This window comes from Paenibacillus sp. T2-29, assembly GCF_052921365.1.
Map to the genome: position 1 here is coordinate 84534 of NZ_JBREVE010000013.1, position 26427 is coordinate 110960.

At 44.7% G+C, this 26427-nt stretch carries 18 protein-coding genes; 13 read left to right on the forward strand and 5 right to left on the reverse strand.

Going from position 1 to position 26427, the window contains the following annotated elements:
- Nucleotides 1–202: 202 nt before the first annotated feature.
- Together ACU1JV_RS25235 and ACU1JV_RS25240 are read left to right on the forward strand one after the other, a co-directional pair.
- Nucleotides 203–2203 carry a methyl-accepting chemotaxis protein gene (locus ACU1JV_RS25235; protein ID WP_413986111.1) on the forward strand — a complete coding sequence of 667 codons (2001 nt, stop codon included), beginning with the start codon at nucleotides 203–205 and terminating at the stop codon, nucleotides 2201–2203.
- Between the two features lie 151 nt (nucleotides 2204–2354).
- Nucleotides 2355–4919 carry a hybrid sensor histidine kinase/response regulator gene (locus tag ACU1JV_RS25240; protein ID WP_413986112.1) on the forward strand — a complete coding sequence of 855 codons (2565 nt, stop codon included), beginning with the start codon at nucleotides 2355–2357 and terminating at the stop codon, nucleotides 4917–4919.
- 5 nt (nucleotides 4920–4924) lie between these two features.
- On the opposite strand, the gene ACU1JV_RS25245 is transcribed toward ACU1JV_RS25240, so the two are convergent.
- Nucleotides 4925–5617 carry a response regulator transcription factor gene (locus ACU1JV_RS25245; protein WP_013371096.1) on the reverse strand — a complete coding sequence of 231 codons (693 nt, stop codon included), beginning with the start codon at nucleotides 5615–5617 and terminating at the stop codon, nucleotides 4925–4927.
- A 555-nt stretch (nucleotides 5618–6172) separates the two neighbouring features.
- On the opposite strand from ACU1JV_RS25245, the gene ectB reads away from it, so the two are divergent.
- A complete protein-coding gene (gene ectB, locus ACU1JV_RS25250) occupies nucleotides 6173–7435 on the forward strand; it encodes a diaminobutyrate--2-oxoglutarate transaminase (RefSeq protein ID WP_058712083.1) in 1263 nt (420 codons plus the stop codon).
- A 94-nt stretch (nucleotides 7436–7529) separates the two neighbouring features.
- Here the strand turns inward: ectB and ACU1JV_RS25255 are convergent, their stop codons facing one another.
- The 3 genes from ACU1JV_RS25255 to ACU1JV_RS25265 form a co-directional block, all read right to left on the reverse strand.
- A complete protein-coding gene (locus tag ACU1JV_RS25255; protein WP_013371098.1) occupies nucleotides 7530–8048 on the reverse strand; it encodes an NAD(P)H-dependent oxidoreductase in 519 nt (172 codons plus the stop codon).
- A gap of 165 nt (nucleotides 8049–8213) precedes the next feature.
- Nucleotides 8214–9338 carry a GGDEF domain-containing protein gene (locus ACU1JV_RS25260; RefSeq protein ID WP_090739243.1) on the reverse strand — a complete coding sequence of 375 codons (1125 nt, stop codon included), beginning with the start codon at nucleotides 9336–9338 and terminating at the stop codon, nucleotides 8214–8216.
- Nucleotides 9339–9434: 96 nt separating this feature from the next.
- Complete coding sequence (locus ACU1JV_RS25265) at nucleotides 9435–11870, reverse strand: GH36-type glycosyl hydrolase domain-containing protein (protein ID WP_413986113.1); 2436 nt, start codon at nucleotides 11868–11870, stop codon at nucleotides 9435–9437.
- 223 nt (nucleotides 11871–12093) lie between these two features.
- Here ACU1JV_RS25265 and ACU1JV_RS25270 point away from each other — a divergent pair, with 223 nt between their 5' ends.
- Together ACU1JV_RS25270 and ACU1JV_RS25275 are read left to right on the forward strand one after the other, a co-directional pair.
- Entirely contained in the window at nucleotides 12094–12828 is a 735-nt protein-coding gene (locus ACU1JV_RS25270) for a thioesterase II family protein (RefSeq protein WP_165083577.1), read from the forward strand.
- A gap of 19 nt (nucleotides 12829–12847) precedes the next feature.
- Nucleotides 12848–13705, forward strand: a complete 858-nt coding sequence (locus ACU1JV_RS25275; RefSeq protein ID WP_013371104.1) for a sugar phosphate isomerase/epimerase family protein — start codon at nucleotides 12848–12850, stop codon at nucleotides 13703–13705.
- Nucleotides 13706–13786: 81 nt separating this feature from the next.
- Here the strand turns inward: ACU1JV_RS25275 and ACU1JV_RS25280 are convergent, their stop codons facing one another.
- Entirely contained in the window at nucleotides 13787–14155 is a 369-nt protein-coding gene (locus ACU1JV_RS25280) for a DUF423 domain-containing protein (RefSeq protein WP_025675219.1), read from the reverse strand.
- A 276-nt stretch (nucleotides 14156–14431) separates the two neighbouring features.
- Between ACU1JV_RS25280 and ACU1JV_RS25285 the strand changes: the two genes are divergently transcribed.
- From ACU1JV_RS25285 to ACU1JV_RS25320, 8 genes are all read left to right on the forward strand, one after another.
- Entirely contained in the window at nucleotides 14432–17419 is a 2988-nt protein-coding gene (locus ACU1JV_RS25285; protein WP_165083575.1) for a glycoside hydrolase family 48 protein, read from the forward strand.
- A 136-nt stretch (nucleotides 17420–17555) separates the two neighbouring features.
- Nucleotides 17556–18059 (forward strand): ferritin, encoded by a 504-nt coding sequence (locus ACU1JV_RS25290; RefSeq protein ID WP_013371107.1) that lies wholly within the window; start codon nucleotides 17556–17558, stop codon nucleotides 18057–18059.
- A 288-nt stretch (nucleotides 18060–18347) separates the two neighbouring features.
- Nucleotides 18348–18896: a GNAT family N-acetyltransferase gene (locus tag ACU1JV_RS25295; RefSeq protein WP_025675225.1), complete on the forward strand. Its 549-nt coding sequence runs from the start codon at nucleotides 18348–18350 to the stop codon at nucleotides 18894–18896.
- 322 nt (nucleotides 18897–19218) lie between these two features.
- Nucleotides 19219–21246: a S9 family peptidase gene (locus tag ACU1JV_RS25300; RefSeq protein WP_165083573.1), complete on the forward strand. Its 2028-nt coding sequence runs from the start codon at nucleotides 19219–19221 to the stop codon at nucleotides 21244–21246.
- Between the two features lie 197 nt (nucleotides 21247–21443).
- Nucleotides 21444–22547 (forward strand): DNA alkylation repair protein, encoded by a 1104-nt coding sequence (locus ACU1JV_RS25305; protein WP_413986114.1) that lies wholly within the window; start codon nucleotides 21444–21446, stop codon nucleotides 22545–22547.
- A 174-nt stretch (nucleotides 22548–22721) separates the two neighbouring features.
- Nucleotides 22722–24311, forward strand: coding sequence for an acyl-CoA synthetase (locus tag ACU1JV_RS25310; protein ID WP_413986115.1), 1590 nt, complete (start codon nucleotides 22722–22724; stop codon nucleotides 24309–24311).
- A 47-nt stretch (nucleotides 24312–24358) separates the two neighbouring features.
- Entirely contained in the window at nucleotides 24359–25591 is a 1233-nt protein-coding gene (locus ACU1JV_RS25315) for an aminopeptidase (RefSeq protein WP_413986116.1), read from the forward strand.
- A gap of 232 nt (nucleotides 25592–25823) precedes the next feature.
- Nucleotides 25824–26414: a TetR/AcrR family transcriptional regulator gene (locus ACU1JV_RS25320; RefSeq protein WP_413986117.1), complete on the forward strand. Its 591-nt coding sequence runs from the start codon at nucleotides 25824–25826 to the stop codon at nucleotides 26412–26414.
- Nucleotides 26415–26427: the final 13 nt, after the last annotated feature.

Sequence of the window (26427 nt, forward strand, 5' to 3'; positions counted from 1 at the left end):
TTCCGTTTAGCCTTGTGGTGTTCGAAAATAAGTACATATACCTATTCAATTAGCGTGTTTATATCTTTTTATATCCAAGCATTTCAGCAGGAGATGTGAAAAAACATGAAAGGGAATCTGTCGGGTGACTGCCATCATAGACAAGACGAAGCGGCTCACCATAGGTTACGAAATTCAGGCGATGAAATGGAGATGCTAAGTAATGAAGAAGTTTTCAGGGGAAAAATGGAAGATAACAAGGGTACTCAGCAAAAATTTTAAAACAAAGCTAATGGTGGCCTTTATTGCCTTTCTGATCATACCATCCATGATTGTGGGGGCTCTTTCGTTTGAGAGCGCTAGTCAGCAGATTCGAAACCAGATCGAAGAAAGTGCCGAGCAGGCTATAATTCGTACTAATTTTATTATTGATAGTACTATTGAACCCAAGCTACATGATGCAGAATATTTTGCAGAAAGACTAAAAGGCAATCGGGTAGAGACCGAGGAACAAGCGGCTAAACTGAAAGAGTTGTTTAAGCAATATGCTGCACTTCACCCAGAAGCAGAATCCATCTATTATGGTACGAAAGACGCTAAACTTACAACCTATCCACCAAAGCAATTACCAGATAATTATGATCCACGTATTAGACCTTGGTATGATGAAGCGATAAAGGGAAATACAAAGACAGCGATTAGTTCACCTTATCTTTCGGCAGACTCAAAGCAGATGACGGTTACGGTGTCGAGAGCAACGACAGATGGATCCGGTGTTATTGGTATTGACCTGAAAATTAGTGGTATTAAAGAGACATTGAACAATATTAAAGTAGGTCATGAAGGTTATGCCATATTGCTGGATAGCAACCATACTTACATTGTTCATCCAACGAAGGCAGCAGGCGCCAAAATTACAGATATTGAATCACGCATGTTTCAGAGCGACACAGGTGAATACGAATATGAATATGAAGGTCAGCCCAAGTATATGAACTATGCGACCAATAAGCTGACAGGCTGGAAGATAGGCGGAACGCTATATTTATCTGAAGTTGATGAAGCAGCTCAGCCGATTTTGTTCAGCACTTTGCTTACTATTGTCGGTTGTCTTGTGATTGGTGTTATTATTGTTTATTTCCTAATCCGTTCCATCATCAAACCGATTTTAAAGCTTAAAGAACAGGCGGTAAATGTGAGCGCAGGAGATCTGACACAGGACATTCAAGTCATGAGCAAGGATGAGATTGGAGAATTAGGAGCAGCTTTTCAGAATATGCAGCACAACTTGCGATCCGTTATTCAGAACGTAGGAAACAGTGCGGATCACGTCGCTCTTTCTTCGAATGAGCTGACGATAAGTGCGGAACAAACCAGCGCTGCAAGTGAGCAGGTATCCCAGGCTGTGCAAGAAATTGCTAGCGGTGCGGAGAAGCAGACTACGGGGCTGGAAAATAATTCGGTTGCACTGGATGAAATAGCACAAGGAATCACCCGAATTGCTGAACGCTCGACTTCAGTAGCGGATTTGGCAAGACGTTCTGCCTTACAAGCTGAGGAAGGACGAAAATCTGTGGAACAGACAGGCGAGCAGATGAATTCCATTCACCAGTCAGTAGAGCGTTCCAACCGGATGATTCAGACCTTGCAAGCCCGCTCTCATGAAATTGGAGAAATTACGAAGGTCATTGGCGATATCTCCAATCAGACGAACCTGTTGGCCTTGAATGCAGCTATTGAGGCTGCCAGAGCAGGTGATCATGGTAAAGGCTTTGCCATCGTTGCGGATGAGGTGCGCAAGCTGGCAGAACAGTCTCAGAGTTCTGCCACCCAGATTGCCAACTTGATTGGCGAAATTCAGCATGAAACCGAAACTACGGTGGAAACGATGGATAGGGTCACGACTGAGGTGAAGGACGGACTACAGATTTCCAAAGAGACCATTGTGAAGCTGAATCATGCGATGGAAGGCATTCGGGAGACTACGCCTCAGATAGATGATGTTGCCTCGATTGCCCAGCAAATATCAGCTAGTGTACAAGAGATTGCAGCAACAGCCAGTGAGCTAGCGACGATTGCAACCGGTAATGCCGCCACATCTGAAGAAGTTGCCGCCTCCTCACAAGAGCAATTGGCTTCTATGGAGGAAATTTCGGCTTCTGCTCAGTTGCTTTCCAATATGGCTGCTGATTTGAAGGTGATGGTCAGTCGTTTCAAATATTAAATACGAGCTTGAACGTTATGGAATCTATAGTACAATAAATGCTCGGGACAGTTCTTTAAGCCTTATGGCATAAGGAATCTGTCCTGAGTTTTTTTTATATTTCCGATACAGCTTCTGGCAACATATGAGAGATTACAAGGAGGACGAACACTTGGTTCGAGATTTATTGCTATATACGATCGTGATATTATTGTTAGTTTTGATTTTTCAGCGTCAGCTCATTCGTCAGGCGATCACAGGCGTATTTTATGGACTGGCAGGAATTCTGTTCTTTTATTTTGGCATAAGTGATAGTACACTGCTGACCTGTGTGTTGGAAATAGGGATTGGTCTATTGTTCATGACTCTGTTTGGGCAGGCCCTAACCCCCACCAATTATACATATGAACAGCGATTGTTGGACAAAAATCATGATCTGCTAACTTTACTTCGAGTTCAACCTGGCTTTACCTTCAGGCTGGAGAAAAGGGGTGATGAATTTTATTATATGCTGCTTGATGGTGAATTGCTGGAGCGTATGGGGCTGAATCTGCAAGTTAATTTCAATAAATGGGAGCATGTGAAGCGTATTGGGGATATTTTGGAGCTTTCCTCTGAAACACTGGAGCAGCTTACCGAATACTACAAACAGGCTTGGTTCGGGAATCGGACCGTATTTGAATTGGAGTTTTGGGAATATTCAGCTTTAATTACCTTGCATCCTGTCAGGGACGACGGGTTCACCAGATATGTCATCGGTCATGTATTGGATATTACGGAGTATAAAGCTTCCGAGCAGAAAAGAAAGGAGATGAGTGAATCTAACCATGCAAAAAGCATTTTTCTAGCTCATATGAGCCACGAAATTCGAACGCCGCTGAATGGCATCATCGGGCTCTCAAAGCTGTTGAGTAAGACTCAACTGACTGACGTTCAAAAAGATTACCTCCACAAGCTGCTCGCCTCCTCGCGTACTCTTTTAGACATACTCAATAATGTATTGGATTTTTCCAAGATAGAGGCTTGTAAGCTGGAACTGGAAAGGGTCGAATTTGAGTTGGAAAACATGCTTCGGCATCTCGCAGATACTATTGGGACTTTGCTGGAACATAAAGAAATAGAGGTCGTTTTTATAACAGACCCGGAATTGCCGAAAAGCTTCAAGGGAGACCCGCTTCGAATGGAGCAAGTACTTTTAAATCTTATGACCAACGCCATTAAATTCACAGATCAAGGGCATGTTTTGTTACAGGTAAAAATGGTAGGCCAGCAGGACGGACGAGTGAGTGTCACTTTTATGGTAGAAGATACGGGCATAGGCATTTCCAAGACGGGAATGGACAAGCTATTTGTCCCTTTTACCCAAGTGAGCACATCAACCCACAGATATGGGGGTTCCGGGCTGGGTTTGGCTATTAGCAAGCAATTGGCTGAAGCTATGGGTGGTAGCGTAGAAGTGAAGAGCTGTTTAGGAGAGTATAGTCAATTTTACTTTAATGTGGAGTTGGATATCGGGGATTTAAATGCAAGAAATACGCAGTTAGAAAAACCAATCAACGGCAAAGCCTTAATCATTGCACAGCATAAACTGGTGAGCCACAGCCTAAACGAATTACTGCAAGATTTGGAACTACAAACACTCACCGTTTCATCCTTTCAGGAATATGCAGATGCTTTTCAAAAGGGCGAACATTTTGATTTTGTTATGATTGATATGGGGATGGAAGGCTTTAGAGAACTTGAATCATGGAGGCATTGGTTTCATATACTGGATAAGCAAATGACTCAGGTCATTGGGCTTACAACCGTGTTCCAGTTGGAAGAAGTAGCCGCTGAAGCTACAGAACATGGGGTGGATGCCTTTTTGTCTAAGCCAGTAACTCGGAACGCTCTTCTGGAGGTGCTCCGCTTTAGCCACGAGCAGGAAAAGTCAGTGTCGGTAGATCATCATAGTCTGGAAGCTGTTGCAACCATGAATTTGCAATATGAAGTAGGGGTCTCAACACAAAAGTATCAAATCCTCGTAGCGGAGGATAACGAGATTAGCCAAGTAGTGATAACCGAGTTTTTGGCAGAGCGCGGTTTTGAGGTAACGATAGTCACAAATGGAAGAGAAGTAATAGAGTTACTGGGGCGATGTTCCTGGGATATGGTGCTGCTTGATCTACATATGCCGGAAATGGATGGTTTTGAGACGGCCAGACATATTCGAAGAAACAGGGCTTTTAACAGACTCCCCGTTATCGCTTTTACCGCGGATGCTGTGCAGACTCAACAGGAAATTTGTCTTCGTGCAGGCATTAATGACGTACTGCTCAAGCCTGTACATAAATTGACCGCAACAAGAATATTAAATAGCTGGATCCATTTAGCGTGGCTGCAAGAATTACATGGCATTCACGCGGAGAAGGCGATAGCCAGTATGGATGGCAAGGTGTATATTTTTCAATTTGCCCTACATAAATGGATACAGGAATACCAGTATCTTGATAAGAGAGTTGTGAGAAAAATGGATAATGGTCAGTTATCCTCTGCTCTTCGATTAATTCACTCGCTGAAGGGAGGGACGGGGAATCTGTGTGCGACTGAGCTGCTGGCAAAGGTGATAAAGTTGGAGAGAGCATTGAAGCGCAGCAATGAAACCTCAGGGGGAGAACTGTATCCAGACTGGAGAGAGCAACTGAGTATAGTTCAAAAGGAGATTAATCAAATTAAATCATCCATTCCCTGGATCTAACTGTGTTATTGCATAAATTTGTAGCCGATTCCCCAGATGGTCTTAATCAATTGTGGTTTCTTGGGGTCTTTTTCGATTTTTCTGCGTAAATGGTTAATATGTACGTCCACTGCCCTCTCATTAATAAAGGAGTCTGTGCCACGGAGAGCCTGAATCAAGGCATATCTACTAAATACAATTCCTCGGTTCGAATAAAAAAGCTTCATCAGCTCAAATTCCGAATAGGTCATCTCTACCATCTGGCCATTAACGATAACCATTCTTCTCGCCAGATCCAAAGAAATGCCGTTTTCAGGTTCAGCTTCAGGTGAAGTGTTTCTTCCTTGCAAGCGTGTGATTTTAATCCGACGGAAAAGAGCCTCGATCCTTGCTTTGAGCTCCTGCATACTAAAAGGCTTGCAAATATAATCATCTGCTCCCAACGTAAGTGTACGAATGCGCTCTGAAATGTTGTTTTCTGTCGAAATCACGATGATTGGCACGTCCGTATGCTTGCGTATCAGCGGGCAGGGATTCACGCCATCCAAATCTGGAAGCAACAGATCTAGCAGAATAATATCGGGCTGTTCTTTATCGAGTAGGGCAATTCCCTCAGTTGCTAGTTCCACTCGAGTAACGTTGTAGCCTTCCCCTGTTAAATATAAGGAGAGAGTGTCACCCAGCATATTATCATCTTCAATAATCAAAACATTAGACATGATATGTTTCCTTATCTATTTTTAAATTTTAGCAAGTTCTTTTGATAGAGTAAACTCCTTTGGACAGTCTGTCAAAAACTCAGTTTTACTCTGGAAACCCAGTAGCCAGACAGTTTTGATATATATCTATTTGATATGAAAATGTACTTTTTTTGAGATTTATCACTATAATACGACATTTTTCATATCTATTTAACAATATACTGCAAGAACATAACCTTAAATTACAAAAAATTAACAAAAGATCTCAGAAACATGCATTGACTTTAAAGAAAATTATGGTATTTTATTACATAGGAGTTGACATCCTCTGACAGACCCCTTAGAAAAACCCACTATATTAATCTTCCATTTATCTGCTCTTAATATGCATCTCTGTATTCTTTTGTACTCTATATGTTCTTGTGATCGTACTCATGATTTTGTGGTGTGGATATCCCATTGTGAGTTCAGACTGTCTACTCATTTTAGATTACATATTTACACTCTTTTGCATTTTTTTGCTTTCCATGCTTGTGTTTTTCAAAAATCAGGTCAGCGGGAGGACGAATTATTATGAACACATTCGAAACACTGGAGTCCAATGTAAGATCCTATTGCAGAAGTTTTCCAGTTGTTTTCAACAAAGCGAAAAATGATGTTTTGTACACGGAGGCAGGAGAGGGATATATTGACTTTTTTGCCGGAGCAGGGGCTCTAAATTACGGGCATAATAATGACTTTATGAAAAACCGGTTACTAGATTATTTAACCTCCGATCGGATCATGCATGGTCTGGATATGTACACCACGGCCAAGCAAGAGTTTATGGAGTCTTTTTCCGAGCGTATTCTCCAGCCTAAGGGCTTGAATTATAAGCTTCAATTTTGCGGACCAACGGGAACCAATGCGGTAGAAGCAGCACTGAAACTTGCGCGTAAGGTGAAAAAAAGAAATGGCGTTTTTGCTTTTATGGGCGGTTTCCACGGTATGTCGCTGGGTAGTTTATCTATTACCAGCAACAATTCCATGCGAGAGAGCGCAGGAGTCCCACTGAATAATGTTACCTTTATACCTTATAACAGCACGTTTAACGGAATGGATACGATTTTGTACATGGAACAGCTTTTAACAGACACTCATTCTGGTGTGGAAAAGCCTGCTGCGATTATTTTGGAAACGGTACAGGCTGAGGGTGGTATTAATATCGCAGATAACGAATGGCTGCGTGAGTTGCGACAGCTGTGCGATGATCACGATATTTTGCTCATTGTTGATGATATTCAGGTCGGTTGCGGCCGAGTTGGTTCGTTCTTCTCGTTTGAGCGAGCAGGAATTGTTCCTGATATGGTTGTCTTGTCCAAGTCGATCAGTGGATACGGTCTGCCAATGTCTTTGTTGCTACTTAAGCCAGAACTGGACATTTGGAGTCCAGGGGAACATAACGGCACTTTCCGTGGGAATCAGCTAGCGTTTGTCGGAGCCAAGGCAGCGCTGGAGTTCAGAGACACGGTAGGGCTAGAAGCACAAGTGAAGGAAAAAGAGGCTTTTGTTCAGCAGTTCTTGCGTGAACATATCCAAAAGATTGATCCACTCATTGAAATTCGCGGCTTGGGACTGATCTGGGGAATTGATGTGACCCATCTGGGAGAAGCCTTCGCCAAGGAGGTAGCAACTCTCTGCTTTAGTAAGGGACTTATTATTGAGCGAGCTGGGCGTAACGATACGGTGCTCAAAATTATGCCTGCATTAACGATAAGTATGGAGAACTTGAGCAAGGGTTGCAACATTATTAAAGAAAGCATGGCACAGATAACCAGTAACTTGGTTACGCTGTAAATGTAATTCCATTAGCAAAACCCCTTGGTTGGAGCAGCCGTCTGCTGTAAGGTAAGCAGGTGTGTGCCACCTTCCAAGGGTTTTTTTGTGAAAATTAAGAAATAACCGCCTGCGCGTATTTTAGTGCAGATTGCTCCAACTGCTCATCTGTCAAAGTTGCGGCACCATACTGCACGAAATAAGGAAGCAATTTAACACCAATCATATGGCCTGTAGCTTCAAAAGGTCTCAACAGTTCTTCGATCGTGTATCTGTTTCGTCCGCCATGTTGATAGTTTTCCTCCACGCTGGCAGCGGACAAGGCGATCAACAACTCTTTGCCCTGTAGCTTGCCACCTTCGCTTCCATAAGCCCACCCGTAAGTTAAAACCTTATCCAGCCATTTTTTCAGCAGGGGAGGACTGCTATACCAGTAAAAGGGGAATTGCAGAACGATACGATCATGCTGCTCTAGCAGTTTCTGCTCATGGGCAACGTTGATTTGCTCATCCGGATATACTTCATACAGGTTGTGAACGGTCACACTGGATTGCTTCTTGAGTTCTTGCATCCATCTTTTGTTAATACGAGATTCCGCAAGATCAGGATGAACAACAATAACGAGTGTTGACATGTAAAACCATCTCCTCAAAGCTTATTTTTCGTAAGTAAATAACCATTACGCATGTAACGATTTTAGATTCAACCCACAAAATTGTCAACTCTTCTCAATTTTGAGTTCTACATACAAAAAACTCCGACAATCTATGCCGGAGTTGCATTAAATGCATTTTTTACATTAAGCGATATGGTCAAGAGCAACAATTTTATTTTTACCGGAGCGCTTGGCTTGATACAGATAGTCGTCTGTCTCCTGAAAAAATACATCTTTGTCTTTGTTCATATCCTCGGTATAGCTTTTTAATCCAATGCTTACGGTTACAGAAACGATTTGCATTTTCTCCTGAAAGGTCATTTTCTCCACTTCACGCCGAATGTTCTCCACAATCTGATAAGCTTCCTCAAAAGTATGCTCGAACATTAAAATAGCAAACTCCTCGCCGCCATAGCGGGCCGGAATGTCATTTGCTGTAATTTGCTCTGTGATGATTTGCGAGATGCCTTCCAAAATTTTATCTCCAAACTGATGTCCGTAAGTGTCATTGATCTTCTTGAAATTATCAATATCCACTAACGCCAGATGGATGATCGCTCCTTGTTCGGCATATTCGAGTGCTTTTTCATAAAAGTTTTGAAAAGACAAATGATTATAAAGCTTCGTCAAACCATCGGTCATAGACATTTTGCTGATAATCGCGTTGCTGATCATTAATTCCTGCTGGGCGCGCTTTGTCTTGTATAAATCCACTAACAAATCGCGGCCGCTGGCCTGAATAATAAGGGCAAGAAAAGTAGACATAATTAAAAATGTTGGAATCGCCACGATATCAAAGTCTGACAAATAGCTGCGGAATGATCCATCTATTGCTAGCAATAGAAAAAAGACGATCACTTGCAGTGCAAAAGAAAACCATATTAAGCGACGATTGAAAAACAGAATCGAAGAAAAAATGGGCAACAAGCACAACGCTGGAATAATCCGGATATCATAGTTTAGGCGAATAATCATCCAACAAATGACGGTGCTTGCCATAAATAGAATCGCGAAAGAATACCTACTAAATTTAAAATGTGCCAGCTCTGCAAGTAAGTTGGATCCACTCATGATTAGTGTGGGAACAATAAGGACCCCAACGTAAAATTCATAAGGCGAAGCGGGATAATCAAGGAATAAGTAGCTGCCCAGCTGGACGATAAAATGTACGGTTATAATCATCCAGTAAAGTAATAACATTTTGCGCACCCAGCGGGCTTGCTTTGTTCTGTAATCCATGGTTTGAGTAAGCCGTTTTGTCTTGTTCATGATGTCACCACACTTAATGTATCTATAGCCATTCTCGTATTATAAGATACTATGTGGTGAAGTTGAAGCTAATTTTTTTGAAGGGCATGAACTCGTTTAGCCCAGCAACACTTTTACCTGGTGAATAGTTCCATCTCCTGCAACCGGCAGAATATTATTCGTTAGAACAGTGCCATCTACGGTAACTGTAGCTACACCTTTGGAGACGTGTTGCGGATTCGTGATATGAATCACATAGGTGTCGCCACGGAAGACGCGGGTGACTGTGAATTCTCCCCAAGATTTGGGGATGCACGGATCAATACGCAGACCGTCCCATTCCGGCTGAATACCGAGGATGGATTGAGTAATAGCTATAAAATTCCATGCCGCAGTACCTGTCAGCCAGGAATTCTTGGCTTCACCTTCACGAACTGCATCCTTACCCGCGATCATTTGAGCATACACATACGGCTCGGTACGATGAATGTCGCTGATGTCCTCTAGATAAGCGGGAGCAATTTTGCTATACAGCTCGAAAGCGCGATCCCCGCGTCCTATGACAGCTTCTGCCATCATAATCCAGGGGTTATTGTGACAGAAAATACCTGCATTTTCCTTATAGCCAGGAGGGTAAGAAGAGATTTCACCTAGATTCATATAGTAGCGGGAATAAGGCGGATGTTGTAGTACAATGCCGTAGGGAGTTTCCAGTCGATCACGTGTAGAGTCGAGAGCTTTATGAGCGAGACCTTCTTTAACGCCAATTCCTGCCATTACACAGAAGCCCTGAGGTTCTATGAAAATTTGCCCTTCTTCACAATCCTTGCTCCCTATTTTGTTACCATAATGGTCGTACGCACGTAAGAACCATTCCCCGTCAAACCCATGCTCCAATGTGGCTGTTCGCATACGATCCACATGTGCTTGAGCTGTGGCTGCTTCTTCATTCAAACCTCTGCGCTTGCAAAGCTCAATAAAATCCGGTCCAGTATATACGAATAGTCCGGCGATAAACACAGATTCGGCTATTCGGCCCTCCAAATTCTGTGTCGTCTGATAGGACTCATCTGGTGTAGCGGAAAAACAGTTGAGATTGAGACAGTCGTTCCAGTCAGCCCGGCCAATAAGCGGAAGACCATGGGGACCTAGATTGTCTACAACATGGTAAAAAGAACGCTTCAAGTGTTCAAACAGCGAAGCGGCACGATCTACATTGCCGTCAAAGGGAACTTGTTCATCCAGAATGCCAAAGTCTCCAGTTTCTTTAATATACGCTGAGGTACCGACGATAAGCCACAACGGATCATCGTTAAAGCCACCGCCAACCTCGTGATTTCCTTTTTTGGTCAACGGTTGGTACTGATGATATGCCCCGCCGTTTTCAAACTGAGTAGAAGCAATGTCGATAATCCGCTCCCTTGCCCGCTCCGGTATTTGGTGGACGAAGCCGAGCAAGTCTTGATTTGAATCCCGAAAACCCATACCACGTCCAATACCGGATTCAAAATACGAGGCCGAACGTGACAAATTGAATGTAACCATACATTGATATGGGTTCCATATGTTCACCATTCGGTTCAGATTGTCGTCATGACTTTGAAGGGTATACTTGGACAACAGATCGTTCCAATAACTTCGTAGCTCACTCAATGCTCGTTCCACATCGGTTTCATCCGCAAATTGCGCGATCATGGCATGAGCCCGTTTTTTGTTAATAATACCCGGAGACTCCCATTTCTCTTCCTCTGGGTTTTCCACATAACCGAGTACAAAGTTACAGCTTGTTTCTTCGCCAGGCTCCAGTGTGATCTCAATGCAATGCGATCCGATAGGGGACCAGCCGCTGGCTATCGAGTTAGACGCTTGCCCTGCGGTGATGGTTTGGGGCTGATCCAGTCCATTGTAGAGACCCAAAAAAGCTTCACGGTCTGTATCATAGCCCGCCAGCGGACGATTCGCAGAGAAAAAAGCATAGTGATTGCGGCGTTCGCGGTATTCCGTCTTGTGATAAATGACAGAATCCTGTATTTCAACTTCGCCTGTGTTCAAGTTACGCTGAAAATTGGTCATATCGTCATAGGCGTTCCACAGGCAAAATTCAACGAATGAAAAGAGTTTGATCTTTTTAGTTTGTAACGATGTGTTCTGAAGCTTGACCTGGTGGACCTCGCCGTCAAAGGAAAGGGGCACAAAAGCTAGTTGCGTAGCCCGAATACCTCTGCGTTCACCCATAATTGAGGTATAGCCAAGCCCATGACGGCATTCATACTGCTCCAACTCTCTTTTAACCGGCATCCAGCCCGGAGTCCAATAATCTCCATCATCATAAATATAAAAATAGCGACCGCCATTATCGACAGGAATATTGTTGTACCGATAACGTGTTAAACGACGTAAGCGAGCGTCTCGGTAAAATGCATAGCCGCCGCCTGTATTGGAGATCAGTCCAAAAAATCGTTCATTACCTAAATAATTTATCCAGGGATATGGGGTTTGAGGGGTGTGGATAACATATTCTTGGTTGGCATCATCGAAGAAACCATACTTCATGGCGCAGGACTCCTCTCAAATTGGAAAATAAAAGACCCAACACATGATTATATTCAAACATTCAGCAGTTCTTCCTGAAAGAAGACATTTCCTGCCTTAAACAAAATGTGCTTGAATTCGTTAACCTTCTTTTTCGAATTTGCAAAATATTTGAAATGGGTAAATATACCTTTTTGTGCTAAACTAAAAAAGGTAGGATTTAGCAAGACAGGAGGTTGCAAGAATGGCACCTATCACATTATTTTTCATCCCGTATGCAGGTGGATCGGCATCAGTCAGCTTCAAGTGGAAAAAGCTGCTGCTCCCACAGATTAAACTTGTCCCTTTGGAATTGGCGGGCAGAGGTATTCGTTCTGGTGAACCGCTAAAGGATAGCATTGAGGAGATGAGCGAGGATCTGCTGCACCAAATCAGCCAAGAGTTAGTTCCTGGCGATCCTTATGCCATATACGGTCACAGCATGGGAACAATGATTGCGTTCGAGCTGTATTATAAGCTGGTGGCCGGAGGATATGGGAAGCCGGCTCATCTATTTGTTTCGGGTGGACGAGCACCGCATGTCCCGAGAAATGTCCCGTGGTTACATGATCTGCCCGCAGATCAATTTAGAACACATTTGCGACGGTACGGTCAGCTTTCGGAAGCCATTTTTGACAATCAGGAATTGTATGACTATTTTATGCCAGTATTAAGAGCAGATTTCAAAGCTGTCGAGATGTATAAGTATATGGATAAAGATACGCCTTTACATTGCCCTATCACCGCCCTGACAGGACTGACCGACAACACGGTGACCCTACAAGATGCGGAGGCGTGGGCACAGCATACGGATAAGCAATTTCGTGTGTTTACCTTTGAAGGAGGACACTTTTTTATTCATGATGAAGTAGAACGAATTACAAACATTATCAATGAGTCTTTGGAGCTGAGTACAGTGACTAGTAGAATACAAAATTAAAAAAAAGAGGTGATTTTTAGTGACAGTAGGTGTATTGGCACATTTGTTTGGCAAGTTGCCTTATCGTGAGTTGGCTGCAAAGGTAGGTGAAGCGGGCTTTACTCATGTTCAGCTTGCTCCATGGAGAGCGATCAGCGATGTCGATTTTAATAAACCTGGCAAGTTCAATCCAGGATTAGCATCGTCTATCGCAGAGGAATTTCGTAAGCATGGGGTATCCATATCAGTGCTCGGTTGTTATTTGCATTTTTTTGTACAGGATGAGGAATTGTTACGTGAGAATGTAGAGCGTTTCAAAGAGCTGATCCGATATGCGGGTCTGTTAGGAGCACCAATGGTCGCAGCTGAAGTCGGACGCAATGAGGACGGGACCCCTTATTCGGAACGGGACTGGAGAGTTGTAAAAGAAGTTGTACGAGAATTAGCAGATGAGGCGGAAAAATGGGGGGTATTCGTAGGATTGGAAGCTGCTAACGATCACTTGGTCGGAACAGCAGCAGAGCTTGCTACCTTCTTGGAAGAAGTGCCCTCTTCACACATTGGCGTTGTGATTGATCCGGGTAATTTGCTAAAAACGGAAAATTTGGCCCGACAGGATGAGATCATCCGCGAAGCTTTTCAGCTGCTGGGACCTCGGATTATCGCAGCGCATGCCAAAGACCGGCGTCTGTCATCATCAGGTGAGATCGAGACCGTACCGCCGGGTTTTGGTGACATGAACTATGGTCTATATATGGAACTGCTGGAGCAGTACAAGCCAGGGGTCCATATTATTATGGAAGCTGCTCAGGAGCATGAGATGGCTCAATCCAAACGCTATATCGAAGGTCATCGGATTGCGGCTCAGAAAGCACAGCAAGTGCAAACGAAATCATAGACACTTTCATATTCATCAATAATTCGGTCATGATTCAGGAGACTTGGAAGCGCCTAATTTTCCAAGTCTCTGTTCATTTGTTTAGCCTTGCATTACCGCCACCATCACCATCACCCAGCTTGCCAAAAAAGCCAGCCCGCCAATCGGGGTGATGGCTCCAAGCTTTTTCACACCAGACACACTAAGAACATACAGACTGCCGGAAAACAGGAGAATGCCCACCAGCATAACCCAACCAGCGGTTACAATAAGAGAAGAATGGACCAGGTTGCCTGCAAGAACTCCCAGCAGCAACAAACCCAAACCGTGAGCAATTTGATATTGAATTCCTGTCTGGAATATGCTCATCATGTCTGCAGAAAGTCTTTTTTTCAACGCATGCGCCCCGAATGCTCCCAGAGCTACAGCTAAAAACATCACAATACAGCCAAGCAACAGCAACAAATTCATGATTTAACGCCTCCTTGTGAAATAGTACCGATTCCTATCGATTTCGTCAATTTCCTTGTGCAACTCTAAACATATAGAATTTTTCGACTCTCATTTGGCAACTAGTGTGGTATATTCTTGCCAGGGCCAATGTGAAGCATTTGGAGCTATGGACAGCGTGTCCTCCACCTTTATAACGGGAAAGTGAGGTGATGGCGCTGTCTTTTTATGCTGTCGTTTTTCGGAATCAAATTTTGAGTAAAGCCAAAATTGATAATGGAGAGGATGAATGCAAAAGTGATCAGTAGAAAATCAGTGTTCAGAAAATCTGTCTCTATGGTCATGTCAGCCATTTTGGTACTTCCGTTAAGCTTGGGCTTATTTCAGGCCGAACCCGACCGTGCATCAGCCGCAACCCCTGAATCGACACGCTTTCTGCAAATGTATAAACAGCTAAAGGACCCGGCTAGCGGTTACTTTTCAAAAGAAGGTATCCCTTATCATTCCGTTGAAACACTGATGAGCGAGGCTCCTGACTATGGACACTTAACGACCTCGGAAGCATATAGCTACTGGATGTGGCTGGAAGTTCTCTATGGTCATTATACTGGTGATTGGGGGCATTTGGAATCGGCATGGGACAACATGGAGAAATATATCATTCCTGTTAATGAGGGTGACGGTAAGGAAGAGCAGCCTACAATGAGTAACTATAACCCGAACAGCCCTGCCACTTATGCCGCAGAATATCCGCAGCCGGATCAGTACCCAAGCCGTCTGAGTGGTCAGTATGGTGCTGGCAAGGACCCGCTGGACTCTGAGCTGAAGGCAACCTATGGCAACAATCAGACCTACCTGATGCATTGGCTGCTGGATGTAGACAATTGGTACGGTTTTGGCAATCTGCTGAATCCGTCGCATACGGCGACCTATGTGAACACTTTCCAGCGTGGAGAACAGGAATCGGTCTGGGAGGCCGTACCGCATCCATCGCAGGATAATCACAAGTTTGGCAAGCCTAATGAAGGCTTTATGAGCCTGTTCACCAAGGAAAATAATGCTCCTGCACAGCAATGGCGCTACACGAATGCCACGGATGCGGACGCACGGGCGGTTCAAGCCATGTACTGGGCGAAAGAACTGGGTTACGACAACCAGGTATATTTGGACAAAGCGAAAAAGATGGGAGACTTCTTGCGTTACGGCATGTACGATAAATACTTCCAGAAAGTAGGAAGCGCTTCCAACGGAAGTCCGATTGCTGGTACGGGCAAGGATGCCAGTCTTTATCTAATGGCATGGTATACGGCTTGGGGCGGCGGGCTAGGCCAAAGCGGCAACTGGGCTTGGCGTATTGGTGCAAGCCATGCGCATCAGGGCTACCAGAATGTCGTTGCTGCATATGCGTTATCCGATAAGGATAGCGGATTGATTCCAAATTCACCTACGGCAGGACAGGACTGGGCGACCTCGCTCAAGCGCCAATTGGAATTTTATACTTGGCTGCAATCTGATGAGGGGGCCATTGCAGGTGGAGCAACGAATAGCTGGGATGGCGCCTACAAGGCGTATCCCTCTGGTACGAGCACTTTTTATGGCATGGCTTATACAGGGGCTCCTGTATACCAAGATCCACCGTCCAACAACTGGTTTGGAATGCAGGCTTGGCCTGTCGAGCGGATTGCGGAGCTGTACTATATTTTAGCCAAGAAAGGTGATACTTCGTCTGAGCAGTTTAAAATGGCTAAACAAGTGACGGAAAACTGGATCGAATGGTCCAAGAGCTATGTATTTGCCGACGAACGGCCTGTAACAGACGCGCAGGGATACTATTTGGATGCACAAGGCAAGCGTATTCTGGGTGGCAAAAATCCGAAGGTAGCCACAACAGCAGCTAAAGGTGAGTTCTGGCTGCCGAGCAATCTGGAATGGAGTGGAAAGCCCGAGACTTGGAGCGGATTTGCCAATCATAAAGGGAATGCCAATCTTCATGTAGTAACAAAAAATCCAGGACAGGATGCAGGAGTGTTGGGCAGTTATGTGAAAGCGCTGACCTTCTTTGCTGCCGGAACAAAAGCTGAAAAAGGAGACTACACCGAGTTAGGAAAGGAAGCCAAAGATCTGTCAAAAACCTTGCTTGATGCAGCATGGGGCTATAACGACGGTATAGGAATTACAACGAAGGAAGCACGTGAGGATTATTATCGTTATTTTACTAAAGAAGTATATATCCCGAGCGGATGGAGTGGCAAGACTGGGCAAGGAAACACGATCCCAGGCACAGACGCTACACCGTCTGATCCGGCCAAGGGTGGCAATGGTACGTATTCCAGCTATAGCGACATCCGTCCTAATATCACCAAAGATCCGCAATGGTCCTATCTTAAAGACAAATACACGACTTCATGGAACAAACAGACCCAAAAATGGGATAAAGGTGCACCAGAATTTACGTATCACCGTTTCTGGTCCCAAGTAGATATGGCAACTGCTTATGCAGAGTATGACCGTCTCATTAATGGTAGTGGACCAGCCGAACCTACAGCTCCTAAAGCTCCGTCAAATGTGAAGGCAAGTGCAGGGGATGCACAAGTTACACTAACTTGGAGCAAAGCGACAGGTGCTGATAGCTACACGGTTAAGCGCTCCACAACCAGTGGTGGCCCGTATACCACGGTAGCAACGGTAACTGACGCCACTTACAAGGATACAGGGGTGGTGAATGAAACCATTTATTATTATGTAACAACTGCAACAAACTCCTTAGGAACCAGCCCGGATTCTGCTGAGGTCAGCGCCAAGCCAACAGCAGCGCCGATTCCGGCAAAGGGAGATGTAATTGCCCAATACCGTGTGGGCGACACCAACCCGGGAGATAACCAGATTCGACCACTCTTCCGTGTCGTAAATAAGGGGAAAGAGGCTCTGGATCTGAAAAACGTTAAGCTGAGATACTACTATACCGTAGATGGCGATAAGGCGCAGGAGTTCCACTGTGATTATGCGCAATTAGGCAGTAGCAACATTCAGGGACGTTTTGTGAAACTGGATAAGGCCGTTAATGGGGCAGACTACTATCTGGAAATTTCCTTTGGAGCCGGTGCGGGAAGCCTGGCAGCTGGAGAAAATACGGGAGATATCCAGATTCGTATGAACAAGTCAGATTGGAGCAACTATAACGAAAGCGATGATTTTTCCTATGATGCAACCAAGACCTCTTATACAGATTGGGAGAAAGCACCTCTGTATATAAACGATAAACGTGTCTGGGGTCTGGAGCCTTGATTGTGAACTAAATGTTGAGCACGGCGGGCGGAACGTGAGTATGCTTGAATTCACTTCCGTCCGTTTTTTTGTGATCGGATTCGTGGTACACTATGATCGTTACATCATTACATATCTGACCGAGGTGACCTGAGACATGAATGACAATTTGGCACAGGCTCTGAACGAGCAAATGAACTTTGAATTTTACTCTGCTCACGTATATCTGGCGATGGCTGCTTATTGCTCCAGTGAAAGTCTGGATGGGTTTGCAAACTTCTTCCTGGTACAAGCGGAGGAGGAACGGTTTCATGCCATGAAACTGTATAGATACATTAATGACCGTCGAGGACGCGCCACATTGGCAGCATTACCGGAGCCCAAAAATAGCTATGATTCCATGCTGGATGTATTTGAACATGGCTACAAGCATGAGCAGCAAAATACACAAAAATTTTATCACTTGGCTGACTTGGCCCTCGATGCACGTGAGCATGCGACGATCCATTTCCTGAAATGGTTTATTGATGAGCAAGTCGAAGAGGAAGCTCTGTTCGATAGTGTTATCCAGAAGCTTAAGCGCATTGAAAGAGACAGCAATGCCTTTTATATGCTGGACAGCGAGTTTGCCAAACGCAGCTTTGTTGCCCCTGCGGAATAACACAGCGTACAGGTTCGTTTAAATGCCCCAGAGACAGGGACAGCATTCTTTGGGTTTACAAAGTAAAAAAGCCCGGTTTTCGGGCTTTTTTTGCGTTATTTTTAATTAATGAGGTTTCAAGCCTCAAGGGATATTGTTATTTTAAATGGAGTTATAGAAAAATTTAATTTGTCGCTGAATGGTTAGCATGCTACAGTTATGTTAACTTTTATATCTGATTAAAAAGATAGGATTAGTTGTAAAGTCGTTTGCGTACATTATTACAGCACTACAGGGAGGCGGGGGACTATGAGCGAGATCTATCGTCTGGCACGACAAGAGGACGCAGAAAGATTGCAGTATGTAACGTATGAGGCATATGAAACAATTCGGCAGTTGGAGCTTAAATGGCCTGCCGCTCAGGCAGACGTTGCTCTCATTCAAGAGAACATTAAAAATAATGATTGCTATGTGCTGGAAGTCGATGGTGTCATCCAGGCTACCGTTAGTCATCTAAAAAATAGAGCCCTTAATTTTATAACTGATCTTCCGTTTGTGATGTGGTTTGCCGTAGATCCGGCTGCTCAGGGCAAAGGATATGGTAAAAAACTGCTGAACTGGGTAGAACAAACGGTTATTCGTGATAAGGTCGGAGCTCCTGCAGTGACATTAGCGACTGCGGAAAAACATCCTTATTTATTATCCATGTATGAGCGTTGGGGATATGAACGTATTCATGCTTTTGACCATGGAACAGGGGACGGGACGATGCATTTACTGCGTAAAGTAGTGAATCCTGAATTATTCTCCACCTACATCCATGAAAAGAATGAAGCCGAGACTGCTCATCGAAATTAGACCCGATCACTGGGGAAGCCTAGAGTTCGCAGCAGAAATTCCAAAATGTCGTCAGGCAGACTGTGCTTGCAGAGGAGCTTGCCTTTAATGTGTATGGTGTGGAAGAGCGATAACAGATCATGACCTTCTCTCAAGAAAGCAACCGAAGCGGCGGTGTTTTCGAGTCATTGCGACTGAGAGAGGGTTATTTGAGCTGTGGACAAATTGACAGAGATACATAAAAAGAGTAACGTAATTGTATATTTATTTAATTCATATAAAATTAATCGGATTAATCGAATCTGAAGTTGTAGAAATCTGACCATATTAAGGAGGAATTTATTTGAGCAACTCGCAATCTGGCACGACCAAACGCCGTATAATAGCTGAGGATTTATATCGATTTCACTGGGTTAGTGATCCGGCTGTTCACCCCACGAGTGGCGAAATCGCTTACGTAGAGCAGTGTATTAATAAAGAACGGACAGACTATAACTCGGCAATTTGGCTGTTGCCGTTTGAAGGTGAAGCTCCGATACCCTTTACATACGGGCCGAAAGATGAAACGCCTGTCTGGTCACCGGACGGATCACAACTTGCTTTTCTCCGTTCGACAGACGGCAAGCGCCAGGTATGGATTATTCCAGCACGCGGGGGAGAAGCCCGACAACTTACGCACGTAGAGAACAATGTTCGTTCATTATCCTGGTCGCCGGATGGAGCCTACATATCGTTTGTAGCTAAAACTGCTGAGAACCAGTCAAGTTTTACATGCGATGTAGGTGAGCAGGAGACACATCTTGAGGTACGAGTGATTAATCGAACAAAAGCTAAATCCGACGGCTATGGGCTGTGGGATGATACTCGTGATCACTTGTATGTAACTGATGTGACTTCAGGGCACACGGTTCAACTGACGTCCGGCGCTTATGATGTGGCGGAGCCTGTCTGGTCACCGAATGGCCAACTGATTTTATTTATCGCTAGAATAGCGGAGCATTCCAAAGAGGATACGGATTTACGCAAGCAAAATGATTTGTTTACGATAGCTCCTGCGTCTTCTAATGGCAATGCGGCAGCACCGTTTAAGCTGACTCATTCCGAACTTCAAATCGAGAGTGCTGCTTTCTCTCCCGATGGCACAATGATTGCCTTTTACGGTCATGATCGCCATGCCAAAGGCGCTACTCAGACTCGGCTGTATACGGTCCCCTCCAGTGGCGGGACGGCAGTATGTGTTAGTGAGAAGCTTGATGCTCACCTCGGTAATGCGGGTATGAGCGACATGCGTTCACATCTTCATGTAGGACCACCACGCTTCAGTGCGGACGGTCAATCCCTGTACACGCTAGTAACCATTGAAGGAAATGTGCACGTATATCAGTTTGCGCTTGATGGAACTTTTAAAATTTTAACCCAAGGAGAACGGGAAATTTATCAATTTGAGCTTACTTCAGATGAACAGCATATCATTGCCGCTTCCACTGACGTCGCTTTGCCAGGTGATTTGTTCCGAATTGCAATCCATTCAGGAAACGAAGAACGGCTGACACGAGTGAATGATTCTCTGCTTGATGAGATTGAGATCAGTGTGCCTGAGAGCTTCTGGACTGAGGTCGAGGATGGTCGACGCGTGCAGGGATGGGTGATGAAGCCAGCTGGTTTTAAGGAGGGAGGATCTTATCCTGCCATTTTGGAAATTCACGGCGGTCCCCATGCCATGTATTCCAATTCTTTTTTTCATGAGTTTCAGTTGCTGGCCGCTCAGGGGTATGCGGTCATCTATACGAATCCGGGAGGAAGCCGAGGGTACGGACAGTCTTTTACCAATGTTGTCCTTGGAGATTACGGCGGACGTGACTACACCGATCTACTGAGCGCCGTGGACGAGGCTATACGCCAATTCCCATTCATTGATCCGGAAAGACTGGGTGTCACAGGAGGCAGCTATGGTGGCTTTATGACAAACTGGATTGTCGGGCATACGGATCGTTTCCGAGCAGCTGTGACCCAGCGCTCCATATCTAATTGGCTGTCGATGTATGGGGTGAGTGATATCGGATACTCGTTTACTGAAGATGAAGTTGGCGGAAATCCATGGGATGATTTCGAACTTTTGTGGAGGCAGTCCCCGCTGGCTTATGTGCAGCAAATCAATACACCGCTGCTCATATTGCATGGAGAGCAGGATCTACGTTGTCCTATTGAGCAGGGGGAGCAGCTGTTTACAGCATTACGTCGTTTGGGAAAACCTACTCAATTTGTCCGTTTCCCAGCTTCAAGTCACGAGCTTTCACGAAAAGGGCACCCACAGCTTCGCGTGGAACGACTGCAACGTATTACCGACTGGTTTGTCCAACACAAAATATAAGTCTCATTCGATTTGTAGTGTTTATGGAAAAATGTCAGGTCCTAATCTTAGGACTTGGCATTTTTTAATGTGTCTTGCATCCATTCTCTTAACCTCATTTAATGCTGGTGCTGGGTCACGATTTACGGTTATCATAGACGAAGATATTATTCGTTCATCGCTTGTTGCTTACATTCATATACAAAAGGAGATATACAATGGCTGAGCCCTTAAAAAATATGTACACGGAGGAATTCCTTCGTCTATTCGGTGAAAGAGTACAGGCTGCATACAGTCCATTCGACATTGAAGGATTTATCCATCAAGTTATGGACAAAAAATGGGATGAGCTGGAGCTAAAAGAACGAATACGGCGTATTTCGTTAACATTAGGAGCGTTTTTGCCTAGTAGTTATGAAGAAGCTCTTTTTATTTTATTTGCCATAGATGAGTACTGTAGCGGTTTTCCGTACTTGTTTTTCCCCGATTTCGTAGAGGTATATGGGCAGGGAGAAGAGCATTGGGACCTGTCCATGAATGCACTGGAGCGATTTACATCAAAATCCTCTGCGGAGTTTGCTGTGAGGCCCTTCCTTCTGCGTGAACCAGAACGGATGATGCGGCAGATGACGACCTGGGCGGCACACCCCAGTGAACACGTCCGCCGTCTTGCCAGCGAAGGATGTCGTCCACGGCTGCCCTGGGGACAGGCGCTGCCTGTCTTCAAACGTGATCCTGCTCCGGTATTGGCTGTATTGGAACTACTGAAGGCCGATCCATCATTGTATGTACGTAAAAGTGTAGCCAACAACCTGAACGATATTGCCAAGGATCATCCCGATATCGTCATCGCAACGGCTCAACGTTGGAAGGGTTCACATCCTGACACAGACTGGATTGTGCGCCATGGCTGTCGATCCCTGATTCGCAAATCCATCCCTGAAGTGATGGCCATGTTCGGCTATGCGAATGATACGGATGGGGTGCCGCTGGTTGCAGATGCCTCTCTCACCACAGACCCTACTGTGTTAAAGATCGGTGATCACTGTGAGTTAAGCTATGTGCTTCAGCTTCGAGAAGGTGAATCCGTACGAGTCCGCATCGAGTATGGCATCGACTTTGTTAAGGCGAGAGGACAAGTCTCGCGTAAACTGTTTTTACTTTCTGATAAAACCGTTTCTGGAGGAACCCGTTTAACGGGTACACGAACACACCGGTTTGCAGACCTGACAACTCGTCGCCATTATGCGGGAGCGCACCGAATTGTCCTGCTCGTAAACGGGCAGGAAGTGGATTCTACAGTGATAGACATTGAGATGTAGATTACAATAATAGTTAAGAAAAGAGTCTGTATTCAGGCTCTTTTTTGTCGTTTGCTTTACAAATTTTATTTTTTTCCAAATAAATTAATTCTGGTATTAGAACCTGGTACTAAGACGTGTTATACTACTTAAAGGAAGTTGCTCTTATCTTATGTATAAAGGGGAAGGTATGATTTGACTGATCAGCAACAATGGCTTGCGCCTGAATATTACAATATGACTTCGGAAATGGAACACCATGAGGCTGGTAAGACAGCACTCAAGTGGTTAAGTGAGACAGGAGAATACGAAGAAATCACATACGGAGAGCTGTTGAAAAAAGCAAACCGGCTGGCTGGAGGACTTGCAAGTCTGGGATTTAACAAAGGGGACAGAGTTCTGGTCGTAGTACCACGGCGTATTATTGCATATGTCATTTATCTGGCATGTTTGAAGCTGGGGCTTGCTGTCATCCCATCTTCAGAAATGCTGCGGGCCAAGGATATTGCATATCGGCTTCGCCATTCGGAAGCACGTGCAGTCATTGCCTGGACCGGGGTAACAGGTGAAGTAGACAAAATAAGTGATGATTTGCCTGCTTTGGATCATTGCATTGTAGTCCCTGGGGACCACACAGCAAATGCACCTGGCTGGCTTGTGCTGGATGAGTTGATGAAAGGACAAGAAGATATTTTTGAAGCTGTGAAGACACACCGTGATGACATGGCCATTCTGGCCTATACTTCGGGTACTACAGGAAATCCTAAAGCTGTTGTACATAGCCATGGCTGGGGATATGCCCATCTGCGGATAACATCACCATGGTTGGATATTCGAGCTTCAGACATAGTATGGGCTACTGCCGCACCTGGCTGGCAAAAATGGATTTGGAGTCCGTTTTTATCAGTACTGGGAAATGGAGCGACCGGATTTGTATATAATGGTCCGTTCCGTCCGGGTCGCTATTTGCAGTTACTGCAGCAATATGGGGTTCAAGTATTGTGTTGTACGCCGACGGAATATCGGATTATGGCAAAAACGGATGGTTTGGATCAATATGACCTATCCCGATTGCGCAGCGCAGTTTCTGCGGGAGAGCCGCTCAATCAGGAGGTTATTAACAAGTTTCAGGAGCAGTTCAACATTACGATTCGCGACGGCTACGGCCAAACGGAGAGTACATTAATTATTGGGAATCTAAGAGATGAACCTCTTCGCACAGGCTCGATGGGCAAATCCATTGCACCGGGACTTGTTGAGGTTGTAGACGAGGATGGTATTCCACTGGCTCCAGGGCAAGTGGGCGACATTGCAGTGCGTGCTGATCTGCCAGCATTGTTTCATGCGTATTATCATGATCCAGAACGCAAATTAGCTAGTGTACATGGGGATTATTTTGTAACGGGCGACCGGGCTCGGAAGGACGAGGATGGATATTTTTGGTTTGAAGGACGTGGTGATGATATCATTATCAGTTCTGGCTACACCATTGGTCCTTTTGAAGTAGAAGAAGCGCTGATGAAGCATGATTCTGTGCAGGAATGTGCAGCGGTAGCCAGCCCGGATGAAATCCGTGGACATGTTGTAAAAGCCTTCGTCGTGCTCAAAGCCGGAGTAGAAGGGTCACCAGAGTTAGTGAAGGAACTGCAGCATCATGTGAAAAAGTGGACGGCACCTTACAAATATCCACGAAAAATAGAGTTTATTCAAGAGCTTCCTAAAACCAGCTCAGGCAAAATACGAAGAGTGGAGCTGCGTGAACTGGAGAAACAGTCCTCACTGTAGTGATGAAATCATTCAACATAACCAAACGGGAACAGGAGCGTGGAAAAATGAGTACATTTGAATCATTGTTGGAGCAATATGCAGAACTGGTCGTTAGAGTAGGAGTCAACATTCAGCCCGGACAGGCATTGTTGGTAACTGCGCCACTGGAAACTGTTGAATTCACACGCCTGATTGTCAGCAAAGCCTATGAAGCAGGCGCTAAATTTGTGCAGGTAGAGTTTGAGGACGATTCCATTACACGCAGCCGTTTTGAACATGGTGACGAAGCCAGCTTTGATTACTACCCTGCTTGGAAGGCAGACATGATGGAGAAATTTGCCGAAGAGGGTGGAGCCACACTAACGATTAAAGTGCCAAACCCGGATTTATATCAAGGCATTGATCCGCAAAAGGTTTCTCGTGCGACAAAAGCAGCGGCTACGGCTAGAGAAGGCTTCTCCAAATTTACTCGAAATCATAAAATCAGCTGGTGCTTGATTAAAGCTCCGACGAAGGCTTGGGCTGATAAAGTATTTGCTGATGTAGTAGAAGAAGATCGGGTTCGTGTCATGTGGGATACGATCTTTCAAATGAATCGTGTAGACGGCTCTGACCCAATTCAGAATTGGCACAATCATTTGAAAAACCTTGAACAGGTACAAGACAAGCTGAATCAAAAAAAATATAAAAGCTTGCACTACCGCGCGCCCGGAACAGATTTGAAAATTGAGTTGGCCGACGGACATATTTGGCGCAGCGGTGGTGGTGAAAACGAGCGCGGTGATTATTTTGTTGCGAATATGCCGACAGAAGAAGTATTCACGATGCCTAAGCGTACAGGTGTCAATGGTCACATCACAAGTACCATGCCGCTTAATTTAAATGGACAACTGGTAGATCGCATTACGTTTACCTTTAAGGACGGTAAAGTTACCGAATATACAGCAGAATCCGGCGAGCAGCATCTGACTCATTTGCTCGCTACGGATGAAGGGGCCTGCTATCTGGGAGAAGTTGCCCTGGTACCGCACGATTCGCCGATTTCCAATCTTAATCGCATCTTTTATAATACAGGTATCGACGAAAATGCTTCCTGCCACCTGGCTTTAGGCAGTGCGTATCCATTTAACATCGAAAATGGGACACAAATGAACCGGGAGGAACTACTCCAGAACGGTGCCAATGTCAGCCTGACTCATGTTGACTTCATGATCGGCTCAGCTGAGCTGGATATTGACGGTGAACTGCAAGACGGAAGCAAAGAGGCTGTGTTCCGCAAAGGAAATTGGGCTATTTAGTTTAGTCTTTTCTTAATCTCAATTCAATCAACCCGCAAACGATCAGATTCGTTTGTGGTTTTTTTTATAACCTAATTCTCATATCTTCACTTGTTTTGTGAAATGTAAAGTGCTAAACTGAGTTCAAACAATATTTTAAACAATGTTTTAATTGCTGTTTGAAAAGTTGCTTATATAAAGTTGTCCATTTCATTCATCCGTTATGATTGGACGAAACAGGAGGAGGAAGAACATGAATCACCCAGACAAAAAACAACAGACCAAAGAAAAAATTCTACAGTCTACGCTGGAATTTATTCAAAAGGAAGGTTTCGAGGCGGTTACAATCAGAAAAATTGCTGACCTGTCTGGTACTAATATTTCTCTAGTTAATTATTATTTTGGCTCCAAAGAAAATTTGCTCAGTGAAGCTATTGAAGTGATCCTAAACAGCTTTCAGCACACATTTTCCGTTTTGGACAATACAGCGATGCCTCCGCAAGATAGACTGAAACAATTTTTACTTAACTATTTACAGGTCATTCGCCAATATCCAGAGCTACTGTCGCGAATTATTGTGATGGGCAGCACACCCTTTACATCTCAACAGGAATACGGAAGATTTTTAAACATGATGGGGTTTCCAAAGGTCCAGAACACGATCAAGGAGCTGACAGGTGAGCAACAGCCGGAGCGGTCGTTAGCAATGATGCTGCAAATATTCGGAGCTATTTTTCTGCCTGCACTGATGAGTCCGATTCTTGAGTCTGGAGCAGTTGTGGAAATGCCCACAGTAGAGGAACAATTAAACCTGCTATTTGAAAGATATTTTGATCAAAAATAAATCATAGGGGTGA